This window comes from Micromonospora sp. C28ISP2-4, from assembly GCF_030519385.1.
GTDB classification, from domain to species: Bacteria; Actinomycetota; Actinomycetes; order Mycobacteriales; family Micromonosporaceae; genus Micromonospora; species Micromonospora tulbaghiae.
The window spans coordinates 777,796-797,412 of the sequence record NZ_JAUMKG010000001.1 but is presented as its reverse complement, the minus strand read 5'-3'; the positions used below and the strand labels follow the sequence as shown (position 1 = coordinate 797,412).

Annotated in this window: 13 protein-coding genes; 10 read left to right on the top strand and 3 right to left on the bottom strand. The window is 74.6% G+C overall.

The features are described 5' to 3' along the window. Positions 1–287: 287 nt before the first annotated feature. The 4 genes from Q3W68_RS03685 (at position 288) to ilvA (ending at position 5,030) form a co-directional block, all read left to right on the top strand. On the top strand, positions 288–1,430 hold the full coding sequence (locus Q3W68_RS03685) for a cystathionine gamma-synthase (RefSeq protein ID WP_302904091.1): 1,143 nt from the start codon (positions 288–290) through the stop codon (positions 1,428–1,430). A gap of 16 nt (positions 1,431–1,446) precedes the next feature. Continuing rightward, on the top strand, positions 1,447–2,859 hold the full coding sequence (locus Q3W68_RS03680) for an amidase (protein ID WP_302904090.1): 1,413 nt from the start codon (positions 1,447–1,449) through the stop codon (positions 2,857–2,859). Positions 2,860–3,006: 147 nt separating this feature from the next. Next, positions 3,007–3,813 (top strand): DUF4328 domain-containing protein, encoded by an 807-nt coding sequence (locus Q3W68_RS03675; protein ID WP_302904089.1) that lies wholly within the window; start codon positions 3,007–3,009, stop codon positions 3,811–3,813. Beyond that, the gene (gene ilvA / locus Q3W68_RS03670) at positions 3,810–5,030 is read left to right on the top strand and encodes a threonine ammonia-lyase (protein ID WP_302904088.1); all 1,221 of its coding nucleotides are present in this window, start codon (positions 3,810–3,812) and stop codon (positions 5,028–5,030) included. The genes Q3W68_RS03675 and ilvA overlap by 4 nt, the downstream gene beginning before the upstream one ends. A gap of 172 nt (positions 5,031–5,202) precedes the next feature. Here ilvA and greA read toward each other — a convergent pair whose 3' ends face one another. Together greA and Q3W68_RS03660 are read right to left on the bottom strand one after the other, a co-directional pair. Continuing rightward, positions 5,203–5,703, bottom strand: coding sequence for a transcription elongation factor GreA (gene greA, locus Q3W68_RS03665; RefSeq protein ID WP_018787521.1), 501 nt, complete (start codon positions 5,701–5,703; stop codon positions 5,203–5,205). A 144-nt stretch (positions 5,704–5,847) separates the two neighbouring features. After that, positions 5,848–6,282, bottom strand: coding sequence for a DUF4307 domain-containing protein (locus Q3W68_RS03660; RefSeq protein WP_302904087.1), 435 nt, complete (start codon positions 6,280–6,282; stop codon positions 5,848–5,850). Positions 6,283–6,524: 242 nt separating this feature from the next. On the opposite strand from Q3W68_RS03660, the gene mca reads away from it, so the two are divergent. The 6 genes from mca (at position 6,525) to purE (ending at position 14,251) form a co-directional block, all read left to right on the top strand. Continuing rightward, on the top strand, positions 6,525–7,406 hold the full coding sequence (mca, locus tag Q3W68_RS03655; RefSeq protein WP_302904086.1) for a mycothiol conjugate amidase Mca: 882 nt from the start codon (positions 6,525–6,527) through the stop codon (positions 7,404–7,406). A gap of 48 nt (positions 7,407–7,454) precedes the next feature. Next, complete coding sequence (locus Q3W68_RS03650) at positions 7,455–7,739, top strand: hypothetical protein (protein ID WP_302904085.1); 285 nt, start codon at positions 7,455–7,457, stop codon at positions 7,737–7,739. Positions 7,740–7,955: 216 nt separating this feature from the next. Beyond that, positions 7,956–10,451, top strand: a complete 2,496-nt coding sequence (locus tag Q3W68_RS03645; RefSeq protein WP_302904945.1) for a bifunctional diguanylate cyclase/phosphodiesterase — start codon at positions 7,956–7,958, stop codon at positions 10,449–10,451. A gap of 50 nt (positions 10,452–10,501) precedes the next feature. Continuing rightward, positions 10,502–12,538, top strand: coding sequence for a thioredoxin domain-containing protein (locus tag Q3W68_RS03640; protein ID WP_302904084.1), 2,037 nt, complete (start codon positions 10,502–10,504; stop codon positions 12,536–12,538). A gap of 64 nt (positions 12,539–12,602) precedes the next feature. Beyond that, the gene (locus Q3W68_RS03635; RefSeq protein ID WP_302904083.1) at positions 12,603–13,760 is read left to right on the top strand and encodes a 5-(carboxyamino)imidazole ribonucleotide synthase; all 1,158 of its coding nucleotides are present in this window, start codon (positions 12,603–12,605) and stop codon (positions 13,758–13,760) included. After that, positions 13,760–14,251, top strand: coding sequence for a 5-(carboxyamino)imidazole ribonucleotide mutase (gene purE, locus Q3W68_RS03630; protein ID WP_302904082.1), 492 nt, complete (start codon positions 13,760–13,762; stop codon positions 14,249–14,251). The genes Q3W68_RS03635 and purE overlap by 1 nt, the downstream gene beginning before the upstream one ends. 367 nt (positions 14,252–14,618) lie before the next feature. Here purE and Q3W68_RS03625 read toward each other — a convergent pair whose 3' ends face one another. Continuing rightward, positions 14,619–19,532 carry an SCO7613 C-terminal domain-containing membrane protein gene (locus tag Q3W68_RS03625; protein WP_302904081.1) on the bottom strand — a complete coding sequence of 1,638 codons (4,914 nt, stop codon included), beginning with the start codon at positions 19,530–19,532 and terminating at the stop codon, positions 14,619–14,621. Positions 19,533–19,617: the final 85 nt, after the last annotated feature.

The window sequence follows — 19,617 nt, the reverse complement described above, 5'->3', positions numbered from 1 at the left end:
CCGCCCACCCTAGGCCCGGCCCGGCCACCCCGCCTCCGGGCGAGCGTGATCATGAGGTTGGTGGCCCGACCAGGCGAGGCGCACGGGCAAGCTGACCCGCCCCGACCGCGTGCCGCTCAGGAGACCCAGCGAGGCCGGGGTCCGGTCGGCGACGCCGTGCAGGCGAGAGGGGAGCGCCCCGGTCGTACTCACCGGACCAGCATGGCCGACCGCCCCGACACCTTCGCGGTTGTGACTCGCGCCGGGTTGCCGGGAGCGGGACCGGCCGGGGGGCTAACGTCTGCGGCATGAGCCACGGCTTCGAGACACTCGCCATCCACGCCGGTCAGGACCCGGAGGCCCGCACCGGTGCGGTGATCCCGCCGATCTACCAGACCAGCACGTACGCCCAGGACGCCGTCGGCGCGCCCCGCGAGGGCTACGAGTACAGCCGCTCCGGCAACCCGACCCGGGACGCGCTCCAGGAGTGCCTGGCCGCGCTGGAGGGCGGCCCGGTGGCGCTCGCCTTCGCCAGCGGCCTGGCCGCCGAGGACACGCTGCTGCGGACCGTCTGCAAGCCGGGCGACCACGTGGTGATCCCGGACGACGCGTACGGCGGCACCTACCGGCTGTTCGCCAAGGTGGCCGAGCGCTGGGGCCTGGCGTACACCCCGGCGAAGGTCTCCGACCCGGACGCCGTGCGTGCCGCGATCCGTCCCGGCGCCACCCGGATCGTCTGGGTGGAGACGCCGACCAACCCGCTGCTCGGCATCGCCGACATCGCCGCGCTCGCAGCGGTGGCGCACGACGCCGGCGCGCTGCTGGTGGTCGACAACACGTTCGCCTCGCCGTACCTCCAGCAGCCGATCGCGTTCGGCGCGGACGTGGTGGTGCACTCCACCACCAAGTACGTCGGCGGACACTCCGACGTGGTCGGCGGCGCGCTCGTCGCGGCGGACCGGACGCTCGGCGAGGAGCTGCGCTACCACCAGAACGCGATGGGCGCGATCAACGGCCCGTTCGACGCCTGGCTGACCCTGCGCGGGATCAAGACCCTCGGGGTACGGATGGACCGGCACTGCGACAACGCCGAGCGGATCGCTGCCTACCTGGACGGGCACGCCAAGGTCGCCCAGGTCGTCTACCCGGGCCTGCCGTCGCACCCCGGCCACGAGGTGGCCGCCAAGCAGATGCGCCGGTTCGGCGGCATGATCTCGTTCCGCGCGGCGGGCGGCGAGGAGCACGCCGTCCAGATCTGCAACCGGGCCCGGCTGTTCGTGCTCGCCGAGTCGCTGGGCGGCGTGGAGTCCCTGATCGAGCACCCGGGCCGGATGACACACGCGAGCGCTGCGGGCTCGCCGCTTGAAGTTCCCGGCGATCTCGTGCGACTGTCTGTCGGCATCGAGACGGTCGACGACCTGCTCGCCGATCTGGAGCAGGCCCTGGGCTGACCGCTGGCTGGGGAGGGTGGCAGTGCCGGACATCTTGCCGACGACCTGGGTCGGGACGACCGCGAAACAGATCGCCCGGGCGGTACGCCGTGGCGACGTCTCCGCCACCCAGGTCGTCGCCGACCACCTGGATCACGTCGCCCGGGTCGACGCCGAGCTCGCCGCGTTCCGCACGGTACGCGGCGGCGAGGCGATCACCGAGGCGGAGAAGGTCGACGAGCAGGAGGAGCTGGCGAACCTGCCGCTGGCCGGCGTGCCGGTGGCGGTCAAGGAGAACACGCCGGTGGCCGGCCTGCCCACCTGGAACGGGTCGGCCGCCATGCGTACCGAGGTGGCGGAGGCCGACCACGAGGTGGTCCGGCGGCTGCGCGGCGCGGGCGCTGTCATCCTCGGCGTGACCCGGATGCCGGAGCTGGGCCTGTGGGCCCTCACCGACGACGACACGGCCGTCACCCGCAACCCGTGGGATCCGGCGCGTACCCCCGGCGGTTCGTCCGGCGGCGCGGCCGCCGCGGTGGCCGCCGGGCTGGTGCCGATGGCCCACGGCAACGACGGTCTCGGGTCGATCCGCATCCCGGCGGCCTGCTGCGGCCTGGTCGGGCTCAAGCCCGGCCGGGGCGTGGTGCCCTGCCAGCTCGGCGCGGACGACTGGTTCGGCCTCACCGAGCACGGCATGCTGACCAGCACGGTCGCCGACGCGGTGGTCGGCTTCTCGGTGCTGGCCGGCCGCCGGCCGGACAAGCTGGTCCCGCCGGAGCGGCTGCGGGTGGGCGTCTCGCTGCGCTCGCCGGTGCGCGGCGTCTCGCCGGACGCGCCGAACCGGGACGCGGTCGCCGCCGCCGGCCGGCTGCTGGCCGCCGCCGGTCACGACACGGTGCCCGCCGACCCGGTCTACCCGACCCGGCTCGGCCTCCAGGGCATCGCCACCTGGTTCGCGGCGGCCGCCGCCGACGTGCGGGCCGCCGGGGTGGCGCCGCGCCAGCTCCAGCGACGCAGCCGCCGGCACGTCACGCTCGGTGAGTGGGCGCAGCGCCGGGGGTACGTGCGGGAGGCCGACCGGGCCGCCTGGCGCGAACGGTCCGTGCACTTCTTCGCCGACAACTCGATCGACCTGCTGCTCACCCCGGCGCTGGCCGGGCCGCCGCCGGAGGCCGCCGGCTGGTCGGGTCGCTCCTGGCTCGCGAACATGTCGACGAACATCAGGTACGCCCCGTACGCGGCGCCGTGGAACATCGCCGGGCTGCCGTCGATCGTGGTGCCGGTCGGGCGCCGCCCGGACGGCCTGCCGGTGGGCGTGCAGTTCGTCGGCCCGCCCGGCTCCGAACTGCTGCTGCTCGGGGTGGCCGGCCAGTTCGAGATGCAGGCGCCCTGGGCGCGGCACGCCCCCGGCTATCCCCGCGTCGGAACGGGGTCGCCGGCCACCGCGTGATCGTCTAGCGTGTGCGCACCCTGTCGCGCACACCACCTCGGACGGTCCCCGATGCACTGCCAGACCTGCGGGGACCCCACGTCCCCTGCCCATGAGGAGTGCCGGCGCTGCGGCACCCGAGTCGGTCAGCCCGCCGTGAGCCCCGGCGTGCCGACGTACGGCGTGCGCGGCCTGGCCGTGGCCGGCGCGTTCGCGGTCGGTGCCGCCACCCTGTGCTACCTGCTCACCGCCCTGTTCCCGCTCGTGGGTGTGCGGATGGCCCGCTCGGCCGCCGAGCAGCTCGACCGGGACGTGCTGCTGGGCGCGGTGCTGGCCGAGGTGCTGTTCTCGCTGCCCTACCTGCTAGCCCTGCTGACCGCGGGGACGCTCGTGGTGATCTGGACCTGGCGGGCCCGCAAGAACCTGGACGCGTTCCCGGGCGCGGTGCCGAACCTGAGCCCGGCGTGGGCCATCGCCGGCTGGCTGGTGCCGTTCGCCAACTTCGTCGTACCGGCCCGGGTGCTCGCCGACCTGCTCCGCAACAGCGTGTGGCAGCGCCGCCAGTCGTGGCTGGTGGGGGTGTGGTGGGCGAGTTGGCTGGTGTTCCTGATCGGTGACCGGTTCGTCGCGCGGGCCGAACAGCAGCGCTACGACCGGCTGACCAAGCTGCCCCGCAACGACGCGGAGTTCGCCACGTACGTGCGCTTCTACGAGGACGCGCTCGCGCCGCGGCTGGTGCCGGCGGTGGCCTGCCTGGTCGCCGGGATCGCGTTCGTCGTGCTGATCCGCCGGATCTCCGCCGCCCAGCAGGACCGGCTGTCCCGGGCCGTGCCCGTCTGGCCCGGGCAGCCGGGCTGGCCCGGCCAGTCCGCCTGGCCCGGTCAACCGGGCCGGCCCGCGCCCGCCGCGCCGACGCCGGTCGCGCCGACGTCGCCGCAGGTTCCGCCCGCCCCGGGTGGCACGATCGGGGCATGACGGAACTGGTCGGTCTCGCCGACGTACAGGCCGCGCGGGAACTGCTCGCCGGTGTCACCCGTACCACCCCGCTGGAGCCGTCCCGGCCGCTCAGCGCCGCGCTCGACGGCCCGGTCTGGCTCAAGTGCGAGAACCTCCAGCGCGCCGGGTCGTACAAGGTGCGCGGCGCGTACGTGCGGATCTCCCGGCTCTCGGCGGAGGAGCGGGCACGCGGCGTGGTCGCGGCGAGCGCCGGCAACCACGCCCAGGGGGTGGCGCTCGCCGCCGGGCTGGTCGGCGCGCACGCCACAGTCTTCATGCCGGTGAACGCGCCGCTGCCGAAGGTCGCCGCGACGAAGGGGTACGGCGCGCAGATCGAGCTGGTCGGCAACACGGTGGACGAGTCACTCGTCGCGGCGCAGACCTTCGCCGAGCGGACCGGAGCGGTGTTCATCCACCCGTTCGACCACCCGGACGTGATCGCCGGGCAGGGCACCGTGGCGCTGGAGATCCTCGAACAGTGCCCGGAGGTGCGCACCATCGTGACCGGGGTGGGCGGCGGCGGGCTGGTCTCCGGCATGGCGGTGGCGGCCAAGGCGCTGCGCCCCGACGTACGCGTGATCGGGGTCCAGGCGGAGAGCGCCGCCGCCTTCCCGCCCTCGCTGCGGGCCGGCGAGCCGCTGCGGCTGCCCTCGTTCGCGACGATCGCCGACGGGATCGCCGTCGGCCGGCCGGGGGAGCTGACCTTCACCCACGTCCGCAAGCTCGTCGACGAGGTCGTCACGGTCTCCGAGGAGGACATCTCCCGGGCGCTGCTGATGCTGCTGGAACGCGGCAAGCAGGTCGTCGAGCCGGCCGGTGCGGTCGGCGTGGCGGCGCTGCTGGCCGGCGCGGTGGAGGTGACCGCGCCGGTCGTCGCGGTGCTCTCCGGCGGCAACATCGACCCGCTGCTCATGCTCCGGGTGATCGAGCACGGCCTGGCGGCGGCCGGCCGGTTCCTGCGGATCACCGTGCGCTGCACGGACCGGCCCGGCCAGCTCGCCTCCCTGCTCGGCGAGATCGCCGAGCACCGGGCCAACGTGGTGGACGTGGTGCACCAGCGCGCCAACCCGCACCTGCGCCTCGGCGAGGTGGAGGTGGCGCTGTCCGTGGAGACCCGCGGGGTGGAGCACTCGGACACGCTGATCAGCGCGTTGCGGGCCAGCGGCTACCAGGTGGTCTTCACCGGCGAGGGCTGAGCCCTCCGCGGAATCGCGACGCCCGAGCGGAACGGGAACGCCAGGACGGAACGCGAACGCCCCGGCCGGATGATCCGGTCGGGGCGTTCGGGGTGTGGCTCGGGTCCGAGGAGGGCCTGTCAGCCTCGGTCGGGTCCGGGACCCGAGCCATCCGGCGCGGGTCCGGAAGGGGTCAGCCGCTGTACGGCTCGAAGGAGACGATGGTCACCTTGATATCGGCGCCGCTCGGCGCGGTGTAGGTGCAGGTCTGCCCCGCCTTGCCACCGAGGATCGCCTTGCCGAGCGCGGACTCGGGGCTGTAGACCGTGAGGTCGGTGGTGGAGGCGATCTCCCGGGAGCCGAGCAGGAAGGTCTCGCTGTCGTCGGCGTCGTCGTCGAAGTAGATCTTCACAACCATGCCCGGCGACACCGCGTCAGCATCCGGCGCCTCACCGACCTTGGCGGTGCGCAGCAGCTCCTTGAGGTAGAGAATGCGGCCCTCGGCCTTGCCCTGCTCCTCACGGGCGGCGTGGTAGCCCCCGTTCTCCCGCAGGTCGCCCTCCTCGCGCCGGGCGTTGATCTCGGCGGCGATGACCGGCCGGTTGGCGATCAGCTCGTCGAGCTCGGCCTGCAGACGGTCGTAGGCGTCCTGGGACAGCCAGGTGGCGGGCGCCTCGTTTCCATTTGTGGACACAGGCGGTCTCCTCGATTGGTGCGGACTGGCTGACAGGTGAACTTGCAAGGCTACCAGTGCGGGTCGCGTCGAGGTGTGATCAATCACCCCGGGTGCCGGTGGCGGGCCGGGATGCGATGGCCGGCGACTCGCCGGCGGTCCGGCTCAGCCGGCGGGCCGGCAGCGCAGGACCTCGCCGATGAACGGCCGGGCGCTCGTGGGCACCTCCTGCCGGGTGCGGATGTGGCGCTGGCCGGGTTCCGCGGTCACGGTGGTCTCGGCGCTGCCCACCTGGGCCCCGTCGTGGGAGCGGGCCCGCAGCAGGCAGGTGGCGGAGCCGCCCGGCGGCACGGTGACCCGGAAGTCGACCACCACCCGGGAGTCGGTGATGTCGGTGTAGCTGATCATCTCGCCCTGGTACTGCGGGTCGCCGTACTGGTAGTAGAGCTTCGCCGCGCCCAGCCCGAGGACGGCGAGCAGGACCGTCACCGTGAGGGCGAGCAGGACCGGCCGGCGGCGTCCCGGCTCCCGGCGGCGGCCGTAGCGGCCCGGCGGGAAGACCGGTGCCTCGGCGGCGACTGTGGCGTGCGTCTCGCTCACCGGCGGGTATCTCCTGGCGTTGTTGTCGGCGGCATCGGCAAGAATGGCTAGGTCCATCTTCCCAGCCCGGCGCTGAGTCAAGGATGGCAGGTCGGCCTGGACCGACGGGCGTGGCCCTGGCCACTCCGGTGGCGGCCCCCGACCGGCCGTCACGGGGGCTTTCGCGGGCGCGGGGGGAGATTCCGGCAGGTCAGCCGGTCGGCCCGGGGTCGGTCGGCGGGCACAGACGAGGAGCGCCGAAGGTGGCAGAACAGCTGCGTCTCATGGCGGTGCACGCCCATCCCGACGACGAGTCGAGCAAGGGCGCCGCCACCATGGCGAAATACGTCGCCGAGGGGGTGGACGTCCTGGTCGTCACCGCCACCGGTGGCGAGCGGGGCAGTGTGCTCAACCCCAAGATGGACCGCCCCGACGTCTGGGCGAACATCGGTGACATCCGGCGGGCCGAGATGGACGCCGCCCGGGCCATCCTCGGCGTCGAGCAGGCGTGGCTCGGTTTCGTCGACTCCGGGCTGCCCGAGGGCGACCCGCTGCCGCCGCTGCCCGAGGGCTGCTTCGCCCTGCAGGACGTGGACGTCGCCGCCGCGCCGCTGGTGCGCCTGATGCGGCAGTTCCGCCCGCACGTCGTCACCACGTACGACGAGGAGGGCGGCTACCCGCACCCCGACCACATCATGACCCACAAGATCACCGTGGCGGCGTTCGACGCGGCCGGTGACCCGGAGCGCCACCCCGAGCTGGGCGAGCCGTGGCAGCCGCTGAAGCTCTACTACGACGTGGGCTTCTCCCGCGCCAAGATCATGAGCCTGCACGAGGCGGTGCTCGCCGCCGGCCTCGAGTCGCCGTACGGCGATTGGATGAAGCGCTGGGACGAGCGCCCCGACAAGGGCGCCCGGATCACCACCCGGGTCGAGTGCGCCGACTACTTCCCGGTCCGCGACGACGCGCTGCGCGCGCACGCCACCCAGATCGACCCGGACGGTTTCTGGTTCCAGGTGCCGATGGAGCTGCAGAAGCGCGCCTGGCCGACGGAGGACTTCCAACTCGCCCGCTCGCTGGTCGACAGCCCGCTGCCCGAGTCCGACCTGTTCGCGGGCGTACGTGAGGCGTGCCGTGCCCACTGACCCGGCCGGGGTCTACCCTGGTGCCCAGTCGCACATCGGAGGAACACCATGCTGACCGCCGTCGAGGTGCTCGCGCAGAACAACTTCGGTGACACCCGTACGGGTGGTCTGGCCGGTCCGATGGGCCTCTTCCTCATCGTCGCGCTGGCCACCGTCACCGTCCTGCTGATCCGCAACATGAACGCCCGGCTGCGCCGGCTGCCCGACCGCTTCCCGCAACAGGGCGCCGCGGGCCGGGTCGATTCCGCAGTCGCCGATCCGACAGACGGGCTCGTCGAGCAGGATTCACCGACGAACGCGCCCAACGGCTCCCAGCAGCACCGGAACAGCTGAACACCGCGTGAATCACGCCGAAGCCGGTGGTCGCCCCCTGTTGCGACCACCGGCTTTGGCTTAGCCTTCCGCCGGGGGGACCGTCAGGCCCCGGGCCCTGCGCGGAAGGGGGACGCCGATGTCGAAGACAGCACCGGCCCCCGACCATGCCCCGGTCCGACCCGTTGACGGGGCGGCCCCGTGACCACCGAGCCGGCCGACCGTTCCCCCGACCGGATCGGCCTGCGCGGGACACCGGTGGGCGTCCTCCTGTTCACCGTCGCGGTCGCGTTGACCGGTCTGCTCGCCGCCGCGCTCGGCCTCACCGTCCCGTCGCACCTGCCGGCCGACCACACGCTGCCCGGTGCGGCGCGCTTCGGCATCGCCGCCGCCGCGTTCGCGGTGGCCCAGCTCGCCCGGCTGCGGTTCCGCAGCGCATCGGGCATGGTGAGCATCACCTGGGGCGAGGCCGCGCTCGTGGTCTGCCTCTGGCTGGTGCCGGCCGGCTGGCTCCCGGCCGCCGCCCTGCTGGGCGTCGGCGCCGCCTGGACCGTGATGTCAGTGGTCTCCGACCGCCGTCCGGCACTGGAACTGGCCGGGATCGCCGGTACGCTCACCGCCGCCACCGCGCTCGCCGCGGCCGTCGCCACCGCTCTCGGCCCGCCGCTGCTCGCCGAGCCCACCCCGGAGCTGGCGCTCACGCTCACCGCCGCCGCGGTCGCGTACCTGCTGACCACCGCCTTCCTGGGCGCCGTCACGCTCGCCCTGCGGCACGGCATCGCGATCGGGCCGCCGCTGCTCGCCGCGCTACGCGGCAAGCTGCTCATGTTCGTCGGCAACGTGGCGGTCGGCCTGGTGGTCGTCGCGCTGCTCGAACTCGACGCGCGCTGGCTGCTGCTCCTGCCGCCACCGCTCTGGCTGCTCCAGCAGACCTACCGCCACCGGCTCCGCGCCGACCAGGAGCGGCGCACCTGGCGGGCGTTCGCCGAGGCCACCGCCGCGCTCAACCAGCTCGACGAGCGCGGTGTGGCGACCGCCGCGGTGACCGGTGCGCTCACCCTGTTCGGCGCCGAACTGGTCGAGGTCGACGTGGCCCGGGGTGAGGGCCGCTGGCGCCGCTACCGGGCCGACCGCGGCGGGCAGGTACGTGACCGGGAGGTGGAGCCGTCCGCCGGCGCCGACTCGGGGGAACACGAACTGGTGCGGCGCCTCGCGGTGGGATCGGCCGAGGTCGGTTACCTGCGGGTGCGGTTCGCCCGGTCCGCCCCGCCGAGCGCCCGGGAACGCGACGGCGTGGCGGCCTTCGGCGACGCCCTGGCCGCCGCCCTGCACGACGCCGCCACGCACCGGGAGCTTCGTCTGGTAACCGCCCGCTCGTCGTACGACGCGGTGCACGACCAGCTCACCGGACTGCTGAACCGGGCGGCGCTGCTGGCCAAGGGGGACCAGGCGCTGCGGCAGCGCGCGCACGACCACCCGGTGGCCCTGCTGCTGCTCGACGTGAACCAGTTCAAGGAGGTCAACGACACGCTCGGGCACTCGGCGGGCGACCAGTTGCTGCGGCTCACCTCCAACCGCCTCGCCGCGCTGACCCGGCCGGGTGACCTGCTCGGGCGCCTGGGCGGCGACGAGTTCGCCCTGCTGCTGACCTCGGTTCCGCTGGTCGAGGACCGCACGGCCCCGCTGGCGTACGCGCTGCGCCAGGCCCGGGAGGTCGCCGAGCGCCTCGCCGCACCGACCGAGGTGGCCGGGGTGCGGATGTCCGTCGAGGTGGCGGTGGGCGTGGTGGTCGCCGACGCGGGAGCGGCGGACCTGACCGAGCTGCTGCGGCGCGCCGACATCGCCATGTACCAGGCGAAGGAGGGCGGCGGCAGCGTCGCCGCGTACGACAGCTCCCGCGACGCGGCGAGCACCGACCACCTGGCGTTGCTCGCGGAGATGCGGGAGGCCCTGGCCGCCGACGACCAGCTGGTGCTGGCGTTGCAGCCGGCGGTGGACCTGGCGACGGGCGCGCCGACCGGGGTGGAGGCGCTGATCCGGTGGCGGCATCCGCGCCGGGGCTGGCTCGGCCCGGCCGACTTCATCCGCCCGGTGGAGAACAGCGAGCAGCTCGGCACCTTCACCCGCTACGTGCTGGACAAGGCGCTGGCGGTCGCCTCGGGATGGGCGCGGGACGGACTGGACGTGCCGATCTCGGTGAACCTGTCCGCGCGCAGCCTGCTCGACCCGCGGCTGCCCGCCGAGATCGAGGAGGCGCTGCGCCGCCACCAGGTGCTGCCGCACCGGCTGGTCCTGGAGATCACCGAGACGGTGGTGATGAGCGAGCTGGAGGTCATCGACGAGGTGCTGGCCACGCTTCGCGGCATGGGCGTGCAGCTCGCGGTGGACGACTTCGGCACCGGGTTCTCGTCGCTGACGTTCCTCACCCGGATCGCTGTCGACGAGTTGAAGGTGGACCGCTCGTTCGTGCTCCGGATGGCCGACTCACCGGAGGCCGCGGCGATCGTCCGCACCACCGTCGGGCTGGCCCACGAACTGGGCCTGCGGGTGGTGGCCGAGGGCGTCGAGACCGCCGAGCAGCGCACCGCGCTGGCCGAGCTGGGCTGCACCGCCGCCCAGGGCTACCACTTCTTCAAGCCGATGCCGGCCGACAAGATCGCCGCGGTGCTCGGGTCGCTGCGCGACGCCGCCCGGGGCAACGTCTTCCCGCTGCGCGCCGACGGCGCCTCCTGACCCCTGCCGCAACGGCGGCGGTGTCGGACGACTGTGGATAGGGTCGGGTGGTGAACCGACTCGCGAAGGCCACCTCGCCCTATCTGCTCCAGCACGCCGACAACCCGGTCGACTGGTGGCCCTGGTGCGAGGAGGCGTTCGCCGAGGCGAAGCGGCGCGACGTGCCGGTGCTGATCTCGGTCGGCTACGCGGCCTGCCACTGGTGCCACGTGATGGCCCACGAGTCGTTCGAGAACGAGGCAGTGGCCGGGCTGATGAACGACGACTTCGTCTGCGTGAAGGTCGACCGCGAGGAGCGCCCCGACGTCGACGCGGTCTACATGACCGCCACCCAGGCGATGACCGGGCAGGGCGGCTGGCCGATGACCGTGTTCGCCACGCCGGACGGCACCCCGTTCTTCTGCGGCACGTACTTCCCCCGCGCCAACTTCATCCGCCTGCTCGGCTCGGTCGCCACCGCCTGGCGCGACCAGCGCGAGGCGGTGCTGCAGCAGGGCGCCGCCGTGGTCGAGGCGATCGGCGGCGCGCAGGCAGTCGGCGGCGTCACCGCCCCGCTCACCGCCGACCTGCTCGACGCCGCCGCGAGCCAGCTCGCCAAGGAGTACGACGAGACGAACGGCGGTTTCGGCGGCGCGCCGAAGTTCCCGCCGCACATGAACCTGCTGTTCCTGCTCCGGCACCACCAGCGCACCGGCTCGGCGCGCAGCCTGGAGATCGTCCGGCACACCTGCGAGGCGATGGCTCGCGGCGGCCTCAACGACCAGCTCGCCGGCGGCTTCGCCCGCTATTCGGTGGACGGCCACTGGACCGTGCCGCACTTCGAGAAGATGCTCTACGACAACGCGCTGCTGCTGCGGGTCTACACCCAGCTCTGGCGGCTCACCGGCGACCGGCTGGCCCGCCGGGTGGCCCGGGACACCGCCCGGTTCCTCGCCGACGAGCTGCACCGCGCCGGTGAGGGCTTCGCCTCGGCGCTCGACGCGGACACCGAGGGCGTCGAGGGGCTCACCTACGTCTGGACGCCCGACCAGCTCGTCGAGGTGCTGGGTGAGGACGACGGCCGGTTCGCCGCGGACCTGTTCGAGGTCACCGCCGACGGCACGTTCGAGCACGGCACCAGCGTGCTGCGGCTGGCCCGGGACGTCGACGACGCCGATCCGGAGGTGCGGGCCCGCTGGCAGGACGTGGTGGGCCGGCTGCTGGCCGCCCGCGACACCCGCCCTCAGCCGGCCCGCGACGACAAGGTGGTGGCCGCCTGGAACGGGCTCGCCATCACCGCCATCGCGGAGTTCCAGCAGGTCGCCGCGCTCCTCGTGTCGCCCGACGACGAGGACGCGAACCTGATGGACGGCGTGCTGATCGTCTCCGACGGCGCGATGCGGGACGCCGCCGAGCACCTGGCCGCCGTGCATCTCGTGGACGGCCGGCTGCGCCGGGTGTCGCGGGACAAGATCGTGGGTGAGCCGGCCGGGGTGCTGGAGGACTACGGGTGCGTCGCCGAGGCGTTCTGCGCACTGCATCAGCTCACCGGCGAGGGGCGCTGGCTGACGCTGGCCGGTGAGCTGCTCGACGTGGCGCTGGCCCGGTTCGCCGGCCCGGACGGCGCCTTCTACGACACCGCCGACGACGCCGAACGCCTGGTCACCCGGCCCGCCGACCCGACCGACAACGCGACCCCGTCGGGCCGGTCGGCGATCGTCGCGGCGCTCGTGGCGTACGCGGCGCTGACCGGGGAGACCCGCTACCGGGAGGCGGCCGAGAAGACGCTGTCGACAGTCGCGCCGATCGTCGACCGGCACGCCAGGTTCACCGGGTACGCGGCCACGGTCGGCGAGGCGCTGCTGTCCGGGCCGTACGAGATCGCGGTGGCGACCGGTGACCCGGAGGGCGACCCGCTGGTGGCCGCCGCCCGGCGGCACGCCCCGCCCGGCGCCGTGGTGGTGGCCGGCGCCCCGGACCAGCCCGGCGTGCCGCTGCTGGCCGGGCGGCCGTTCGTGGACGGGCGGCCCGCCGCGTACGTCTGCCGGGGCTTCGTCTGCCAGCGGCCGGTGACCACCGTCGAGGAGCTGGTCGAGCAGCTCGGCTGAGCGGAGCGGGCCGGGCCGCCCTCACGATCCGGCCCCGCACCGGCCCTTATAGGCTGGCGGCGCTATGGACTCCCGTACCGGTCTCCCCGTCGTGGGCATGGTGGGTGGCGGCCAGCTCGCCCGGATGACCCACCAGGCCGCCATCGCTCTCGGCCAGTCGCTGCGCGTGCTGGCGCAAGCCCCGGACGACGGTGCCGCGCTGGTCGCCGCCGACGTCCAGTACGGCGACCACACCGACCTGGCCGCGCTGCGTACCTTCGCCAAGGGCTGCGACGTGGTCACCTTCGACCACGAGCACGTCCCCAACGAGCACATCCGCGCCCTGACCGACGAGGGCGTGAAGCTGTTCCCGCCGGCCGAGGCGCTGGTGCACGCGCAGGACAAGCGGGTGATGCGGGAACGGCTCGGCGAGCTGGGTGCGCCGAACCCGGCCTGGCGTCCGGTGGAGTCCCCGGCCGACCTGATCGCGTTCGGCGAGGAGATCGGCTGGCCGGTGGTGCTCAAGGCCGCCCGGGGCGGCTACGACGGGCGCGGCGTCTGGATGGTCGACGACGCCGGCCAGGCCGGCGAGCTGGCCGCCACGCTGCTCGCCGGCGGCACCCCGCTGCTGGTCGAGGAGCGGGTGGCGCTGCGCCGGGAGCTGGCCGTGCAGGTGGCCCGCTCGCCGTTCGGGCAGGTCGCCGCGTACCCGGTGGTGGAGACGGTGCAGCGCGACGGCATCTGCGTCGAGGTGCTCGCGCCCGCGCCCGACCTGCCGGAGGAGCAGGCCGTCGCCGCGCAGCAGCTCGCCATCGACCTGGCCACCGCGCTCGGTGTCGTCGGCCTGCTCGCGGTGGAGCTGTTCGACACGCCGTCCGGGCTCGTCGTCAACGAGCTGGCGATGCGGCCGCACAACTCCGGGCACTGGACCATCGAGGGGGCCCGGACCTCGCAGTTCGAGCAGCACCTGCGGGCGGTGCTCGACTACCCGATGGGTGACACCTCGCTGACCGCGCCGGTCGTGGTGATGGCGAACGTGCTGGGCGGCGAGCCGGGCGGCATGTCCATCGACGAGCGGCTGCACCACCTGTTCGCCGCCGAGCCCGGTGCCAAGGTCCACCTGTACGGCAAGCAGGTCCGTCCGGGCCGCAAGATCGGGCACGTCACGGTGCTCGGCAACGACCTCGACGACGTACGGGCCCGGGCCGCGCGTGCCGCCCGCTGGCTCCAGGAGGGGCAGTGATGAGCACCGTCGGGCTGATCATGGGCAGCGACTCGGACTGGCCGGTCATGAAGGCCGCCGCCGAGGCGCTCGACGAGTTCGGCGTGCCGTACGAGGTGGGGGTGGTCTCCGCACACCGCACCCCGGACAAGATGATCGAGTACGGCCGGGCCGCCGCCGGTCGTGGTGTCCAGGTGATCATCGCGGGCGCCGGCGGAGCGGCCCACCTGCCCGGCATGGTCGCCTCGGTGACCCCGCTGCCGGTGATCGGCGTGCCGGTGCCGCTGAAGTACCTGGACGGCATGGACTCGCTGCTGTCCATCGTGCAGATGCCGGCCGGCGTGCCGGTCGCCACCGTGTCGATCGGCAACGCCCGCAACGCGGGCCTGCTCGCGGTACGCATCCTGGGCGCCTCCGATCCGGTCCTGCGCGACAGGATGGCCGCCTACCAGGCGAGCCTGGAGGACCTGGTCGCCGAGAAGGAAGCCGCGCTGCGCGCCTCCCTGACCTGATCACCCGTCACGCTGTGTGCTCAACCCGGTCGGTTGCGCTGCGTGACCGACCTGGCGGACGGGTGTCTGTGCCCTCCGCCTCCTTTGCTCTGCAGCCATCGGCGCAGCACGGCTCCGACCTGCGGCGCGGCATTTCGACGCCAACGGCTCGGCGATGACGATCATCACGCCCGGTGACTGTCGCGTCGATGGGTGCAGAGCAAAGTCGGCAGAGGGAGCCACCCCTGCTGCGCCATGCCGACACTGAGAGTGACCGGGTCGGGGTGGTCGCGCAGGGTGCCGCGGACCTGGACGCGAGCCGGCTGGGCCGGCCAGTCACAGTCACGCGGTCGTGATCCGGGCCAGCCGCCGCCACGGGCAGGACGGCCTACCGCATGCCGCGCAGTGCGGTCTGGAGGCGCTCCTGGGCGCGACGGCGGCGTTCGTTGCTGGCACCGAGCACCAGCAGCACGATGCCGACCGGGATCAGCACCAGCCACGGGCCGAGGCTGAACAACGCGTGCACGGCCGCGATCGCGGTCACCGTGGCGCCGACGATCACCGGCGCCTGCTGCCGGCTGGTCGAGCCGAAGATCAGCACCGCGACGGCGCCGAGCAGCAGGAGCACCTGACGCAGCATGCTGGAGTCGGTGGCGATCACAATCGCCAGCGTGGGCAGGAACGCGGTGACCAGCGCCGGCCCGTACGCCACCCAGCTGGACAGGTCGGGCCGGTGCCGCAGTTGCAGGACGCCGACCAGCAGGGCGAGCGCGGCGAACGGCAGCGTGTACGCCTCCGGCAACGCCACGTCGGCCACCCGCATCAGGATCCACCAGGCGCTGATCTCGCAGACCACCACCGCCCAGAACAGCAGGTTGCGTTCCATCGGCCGGCGTCCCGGACGGCTGGCCGCCACCCCGAGGACCGCGCCCCAGGCGGCCAGCAGCGCGGCGATGTGCCGGGGCGAGTCGTACGCCAGCGCCAGCGCGATGAGCGCCGCCCCGTAGCCGCTCCACTCGACTGTGGCCGCCTCCCGGTACGCCTCGGGACGGCGCAGCCGGGGCAGCGTGGCGGCGAACACCTGCAACGCCGCGCCGACCGCGAGCACCCCGAACGCGGACCAGACGGCCGCCAGCCCGGACTTCAGGCCGATCGTGAGCACGAACAGCTGTGCCATCACCGAGCCGAACAACCAGCCCAGGATGCGCGCCCGCTGGGTGGTGCCGAACAGCGCGGCGACCGCGCCCACGCCGACCGCCCCGCCGAGCGTGAACACGGTCAGGTCGCTCGTGGCGAGGCTGCCGGCGAGCCCGGCGCCACCGGCGGCCAGCCCGAGCGCGAAGACCAGCACCCGGGCGACCCGGATCGACCGGCCCGGCTCGGCGATCGCCGGCGGCGGGGTGAGCGCCAGCCCGAGCATCGAGATGGTGAAGACCGCGAGCGCGGCCAGCGCGGTCACCGGCCAGCCCTTGCCGAGCGCTACCGGCGTGATCAGCAGCGTGATCGCCGCACCGGGCAGGATCACCGGCACCGCCCGGGACCGGCGCCCGCCGCTGAACCCGGTGGCGGCGAGCGCCGCGGTCACCGTCAGCAGCAGCGCGGTGAGCACGTGTGTGGGGTTCACCGCCTCCGGCGGCGGGGTCAGCAACTCCGGTGGCGGTCCCTGCCACACCCGGCTCAGCACCGCGAACGGCGAGAACAACGCCACCACGAGCGAGGGCGCCAGGGTGGCCAGGGCCAGCGCGGTGGGCAGCGCCGCAGCGGCGAGCGCACCGGCGGCCGGGCTGACCCGCCAGCGCAGCTCGGGATCGTCCGGGGCACGCCGTAGCGCGCCGTTGAGCAGCACGGTCCAGCGGCGTACCGGCCGGCCCGAACCGGCGGGCGGGACGGTGGCGGCCCGTACCAGTTCGGCGAGCACACCGAGCAGCGCGGCGGCGGCGGCGAACACGCCCGCCGGCAGGCCGACCGCGAGCGCCGCGGCGGCGGTGACGGTGGCCGCGCCGACCACGGCGACGCTTGCGTACGGAAGGTATTGCGGCACCTGCCGGCGTACCGCCGCGATCGCGGCCAGACCGATGCTGGCGGCGGCGAGCGCGGCGGTGAGCACCACCTGGGGCGGGCGGCCGTACTCGACTGCGAGCGCGGCCACCGCGCCGGGCAGCGCGAGCACCGCGGCTCCGGCACCGGCGCCGCCCACCTGCACCAGGTGCGGCGGCATGCCCTCGGTGCGGATGTCGTCGACGAGCGACGACGCGAGCGTGCGGGCCACGGCGGCCACCGTCGCGCCGATCAGCGCGATGCTGCCGAGCGCCAGCGCAGTGGTCCAGGGCCGCACCAGCCCGGCCCCGGCCGCGTGCAGCGCCACCACCCCGGCCACAGTGGCGCGGGACAGCGCGGCCCGGGGATCGACAGCCGCTGCGGCGGCCATGCCGTAGACGGTTGCCACCATGCAGCCCACCAGCACCGGGGACCACCAGGGCAGGTCGAACGCGGCCGGGGCGCCGACCGTGGCGAGCACGGCGGCCAGGCCGGACACGTCGTACTTCCACGGCGGCGGCAGCAGAATGGCCGCTGTCACCGCCAGCAACGCCAGCGCGACCGGGGCCTGCCAGGTCGACCCGCCGGTCGGCGCGGCCGGCCAGCCGGTCAGGTCACCGGCCCAGATCGGGCCGGGGGTGGCCAGGACGCCGAGCCCGCCGCGCAAGGCGCTCCAGGCGGCGATCAACCCGATCAGCGTGCCACCGGCGGCGATGCCGAGGATCGGGCCGCGCCGCCACTCCTCGGGCAGCGCCCGGGCGGCGACCGCGACCAGCAGCACCAGCGCCGAGGCCACCACGAGCTGGCCGCCGGGGGCGAGAATCGCGGCGATCCGGGCCAGCGTGGCGACGAGCGCCACTGTGGTGGCGGCCAGCGCCAGGTCGGACCCGTCGAGGGACATGTCGGCGCGACGCCCGGCGTCGATGCGCGGGGCGAGTGCCAGCAGCGCGGCGGCGACCAGGAGCAGACTCCCCACCCAGGCGTCGGCCGAGGTCGCGCCCGGCGCGCCGAACGCGGCGGCGGCGACCGCCACCGCGCCGAGCACCGTACCGAGCGCGTGCGGCATGCTCAGATGCCGCTGCGCCACCTGCACCAGGGCGGCGTAGCCGAGCGTGACGCAGACCGCGAGGAAGCTCGCGGCGAGGATCGGCACGGTGATCTCGCGCAGGTTCGCCGGCGTGGCGACCGGCGGCGTCGGCACCGTGGCCGCCACGAACGCGGCGACGGCGCCGGGCAGGGCGAACGCCGCGCCACCCGCGGCCCAGGCGCAGACCGTCTCCGTCGCGGCGGCGGCGAGCCGGACCCGTGGGGCGAGGGACACCAGCGCCCCGGCCAGGAACAGCACCGTCAGCGCGGCGGCGGTGAGCGCCGGGCGAGCGAGCGCCGCGCCCGCACCGATCAGGCCGAGCCCGGCCGCTGTCACCGCGTGCGCTGCAGCGGCCCGTTCCGTGCGTGCGGTCAGGCCGAGCACGCCGACCGCGACAGCGGTCAGCAGCATCGGCCAGCAGGCCGCCGCCCAGCCCAGACCGAGCGAGGCGGGTACGGCGAGCGCGGTGAGCGCCGCCCCGGCCACGGCGAACTCGCGCCGGATCTCGGCCGGCAGCGCGATCACGGCGGCGACGGTGAGCAGCAACGCGCTGGCCGCGAGCTGCCAGCCGGTCGGGCCGACCGCCCGGGCCAGCTCGGCGTGCCATCCGCTCAGGTCCGCCGACCACGCCGGCAGCGCGGCCCGGACCGGGGCCAGTCCGGCACGCAGCGCCCCACCGGCCACCACCAGGCCGCTCACAGTGAGCGCCACCGCGGAGGCGATCTGCGGACCGCGCCGGGCCGTCTCCGGTACGGCCCGGACGGCGAGCCCGGTCAGCGCGATGACGGCGGAGATGAGCAGCAGGGACCGGCCGGGCAGAGCCACCGAGGCGACCCGCCCGAGCGCGCCGATGACCGCCAGCGTGAGGATGCCCGCGCCCACGTCCGGCAGCGGCGGGCGGCGCAGCACGAGCGTCCCGGCCAGCGCGACCAGGGCGGCGAGCAGCAGCACCGTGCCCGCGGCGGCGGCCGGCGGCACTGTGGTGGCGCGCAGCAGCCCGGTGACCGCGTACGCCAGCGCGAACGCGACCGCCACGCCGTGCAGCAGCCAGGTCAGCTCGGGCAGCCAGGGCACCGGCCGGGCGGTGGCGGTGGCGGCCGGACCCGGCGGCGGCTCACCGCCCAGCACCTCGGCGGCCTCCTCCGGCGCCGACTCGGGCCGGTCGTCGTCGGCGCGCTGCCGCTGCGGGACGGGCGGGGGCGGCTCGGTGGCGGGCAGGTCACGCCGGACGGGGCGCTCGCGTACCACCGCCGAACGCGCGAGCGCCAGGTCGAGCACCGCCACCACGGTGAGCACCAGAGCCCAGCCGACCGGCCCGGTGATCCGCTCGTACGCGAGCAGGGGCAGCACCGGCTGGGCGGCCAGCACTGTGGCGAAGCGTGGCGCACGCAGACCGGTCCCGTACGCGTATCCGAGGGCGACGAGCGTGGTGACCAGGAAGATCGTCCCGGCGAACGCGGCGCCCGAGGAACCGCCGCCGATCCGGTCCACGGCCCAGAGCGCGTACCCGGCCAGCGGCACCAGCAGCAACCCGACAGCGGCGATGGTCTCGGCGGTGGAGGTCAGCCCGCGCCGGGCCAGGACCGGCGGGGCGAGCAGCATCAGCGCCGTCGCCACCAGCAGCACGCCGAGGCGGGCCAGCGCGTCCATCGAGCTGGTGGCGACCGCGGCGAAGACCACAGCGGCGACGCCGAGCAGGAGCGCACCCAGCCCGAGCGGGATGTTCTGCACCTCGCGCGAGGACGCCTCGGGCGGGTGCTCCGGGTCGTCCGCGTCGAGCCAGCGCGGGCGACCGCGCGGCGGCGACGGGGGCAGGTCCTCCGGTGGGCCGGGCGGCGGGGTGCCCTGGCGGGGCACCCGGGGCGGCGCGCCGGTCGCGGCGGTGGGCGGGCGGCGGCCGGGCCGGCGGCGCAGGACCCGTCGCGGCCGGGTGGCCTGCCGGATCCGTTCCTCACCCGCGTGCGCCAGTATGTCCCGCTGGAAGAGGGCGGCCTGCATCTTGGCGGCGATCTGCCGCTGCTCCCGGGCGATCTCGGCGTCGCGGGCCTTCATCTCGGCGATCGAGCGCTCGATGTCGGCCAGGTGCTCGGCCCACTGGGGCTGGTGCGCGCCGCAGTGCGGGCAGACGACGGCGGGCTTGATGTCCTGCCCGCACGAGGCGCACCTGAAGCTCTCCACGACAGTCTCCCGTCCGCCCGTGCCCCCGCACTGTGGACCTCCCAGAGGCAGCATGCCTTGAGTGGGCCGGGATTTCGACAGTTGC

Excerpts from the sequence above, each read along its gene's own strand:
- purE (WP_302904082.1), top strand. The coding sequence starts at position 13,760 with ATGAGCACCGTCGGGCTGATCATGGGCAGCGACTCGGACTGGCCGGTC.
- ilvA (WP_302904088.1), top strand. The coding sequence starts at position 3,810 with ATGACGGAACTGGTCGGTCTCGCCGACGTACAGGCCGCGCGGGAACTG.
- Q3W68_RS03635 (WP_302904083.1), top strand. The coding sequence starts at position 12,603 with ATGGACTCCCGTACCGGTCTCCCCGTCGTGGGCATGGTGGGTGGCGGC.
- Q3W68_RS03685 (WP_302904091.1), top strand. The coding sequence starts at position 288 with ATGAGCCACGGCTTCGAGACACTCGCCATCCACGCCGGTCAGGACCCG.
- Q3W68_RS03650 (WP_302904085.1), top strand. The coding sequence starts at position 7,455 with ATGCTGACCGCCGTCGAGGTGCTCGCGCAGAACAACTTCGGTGACACC.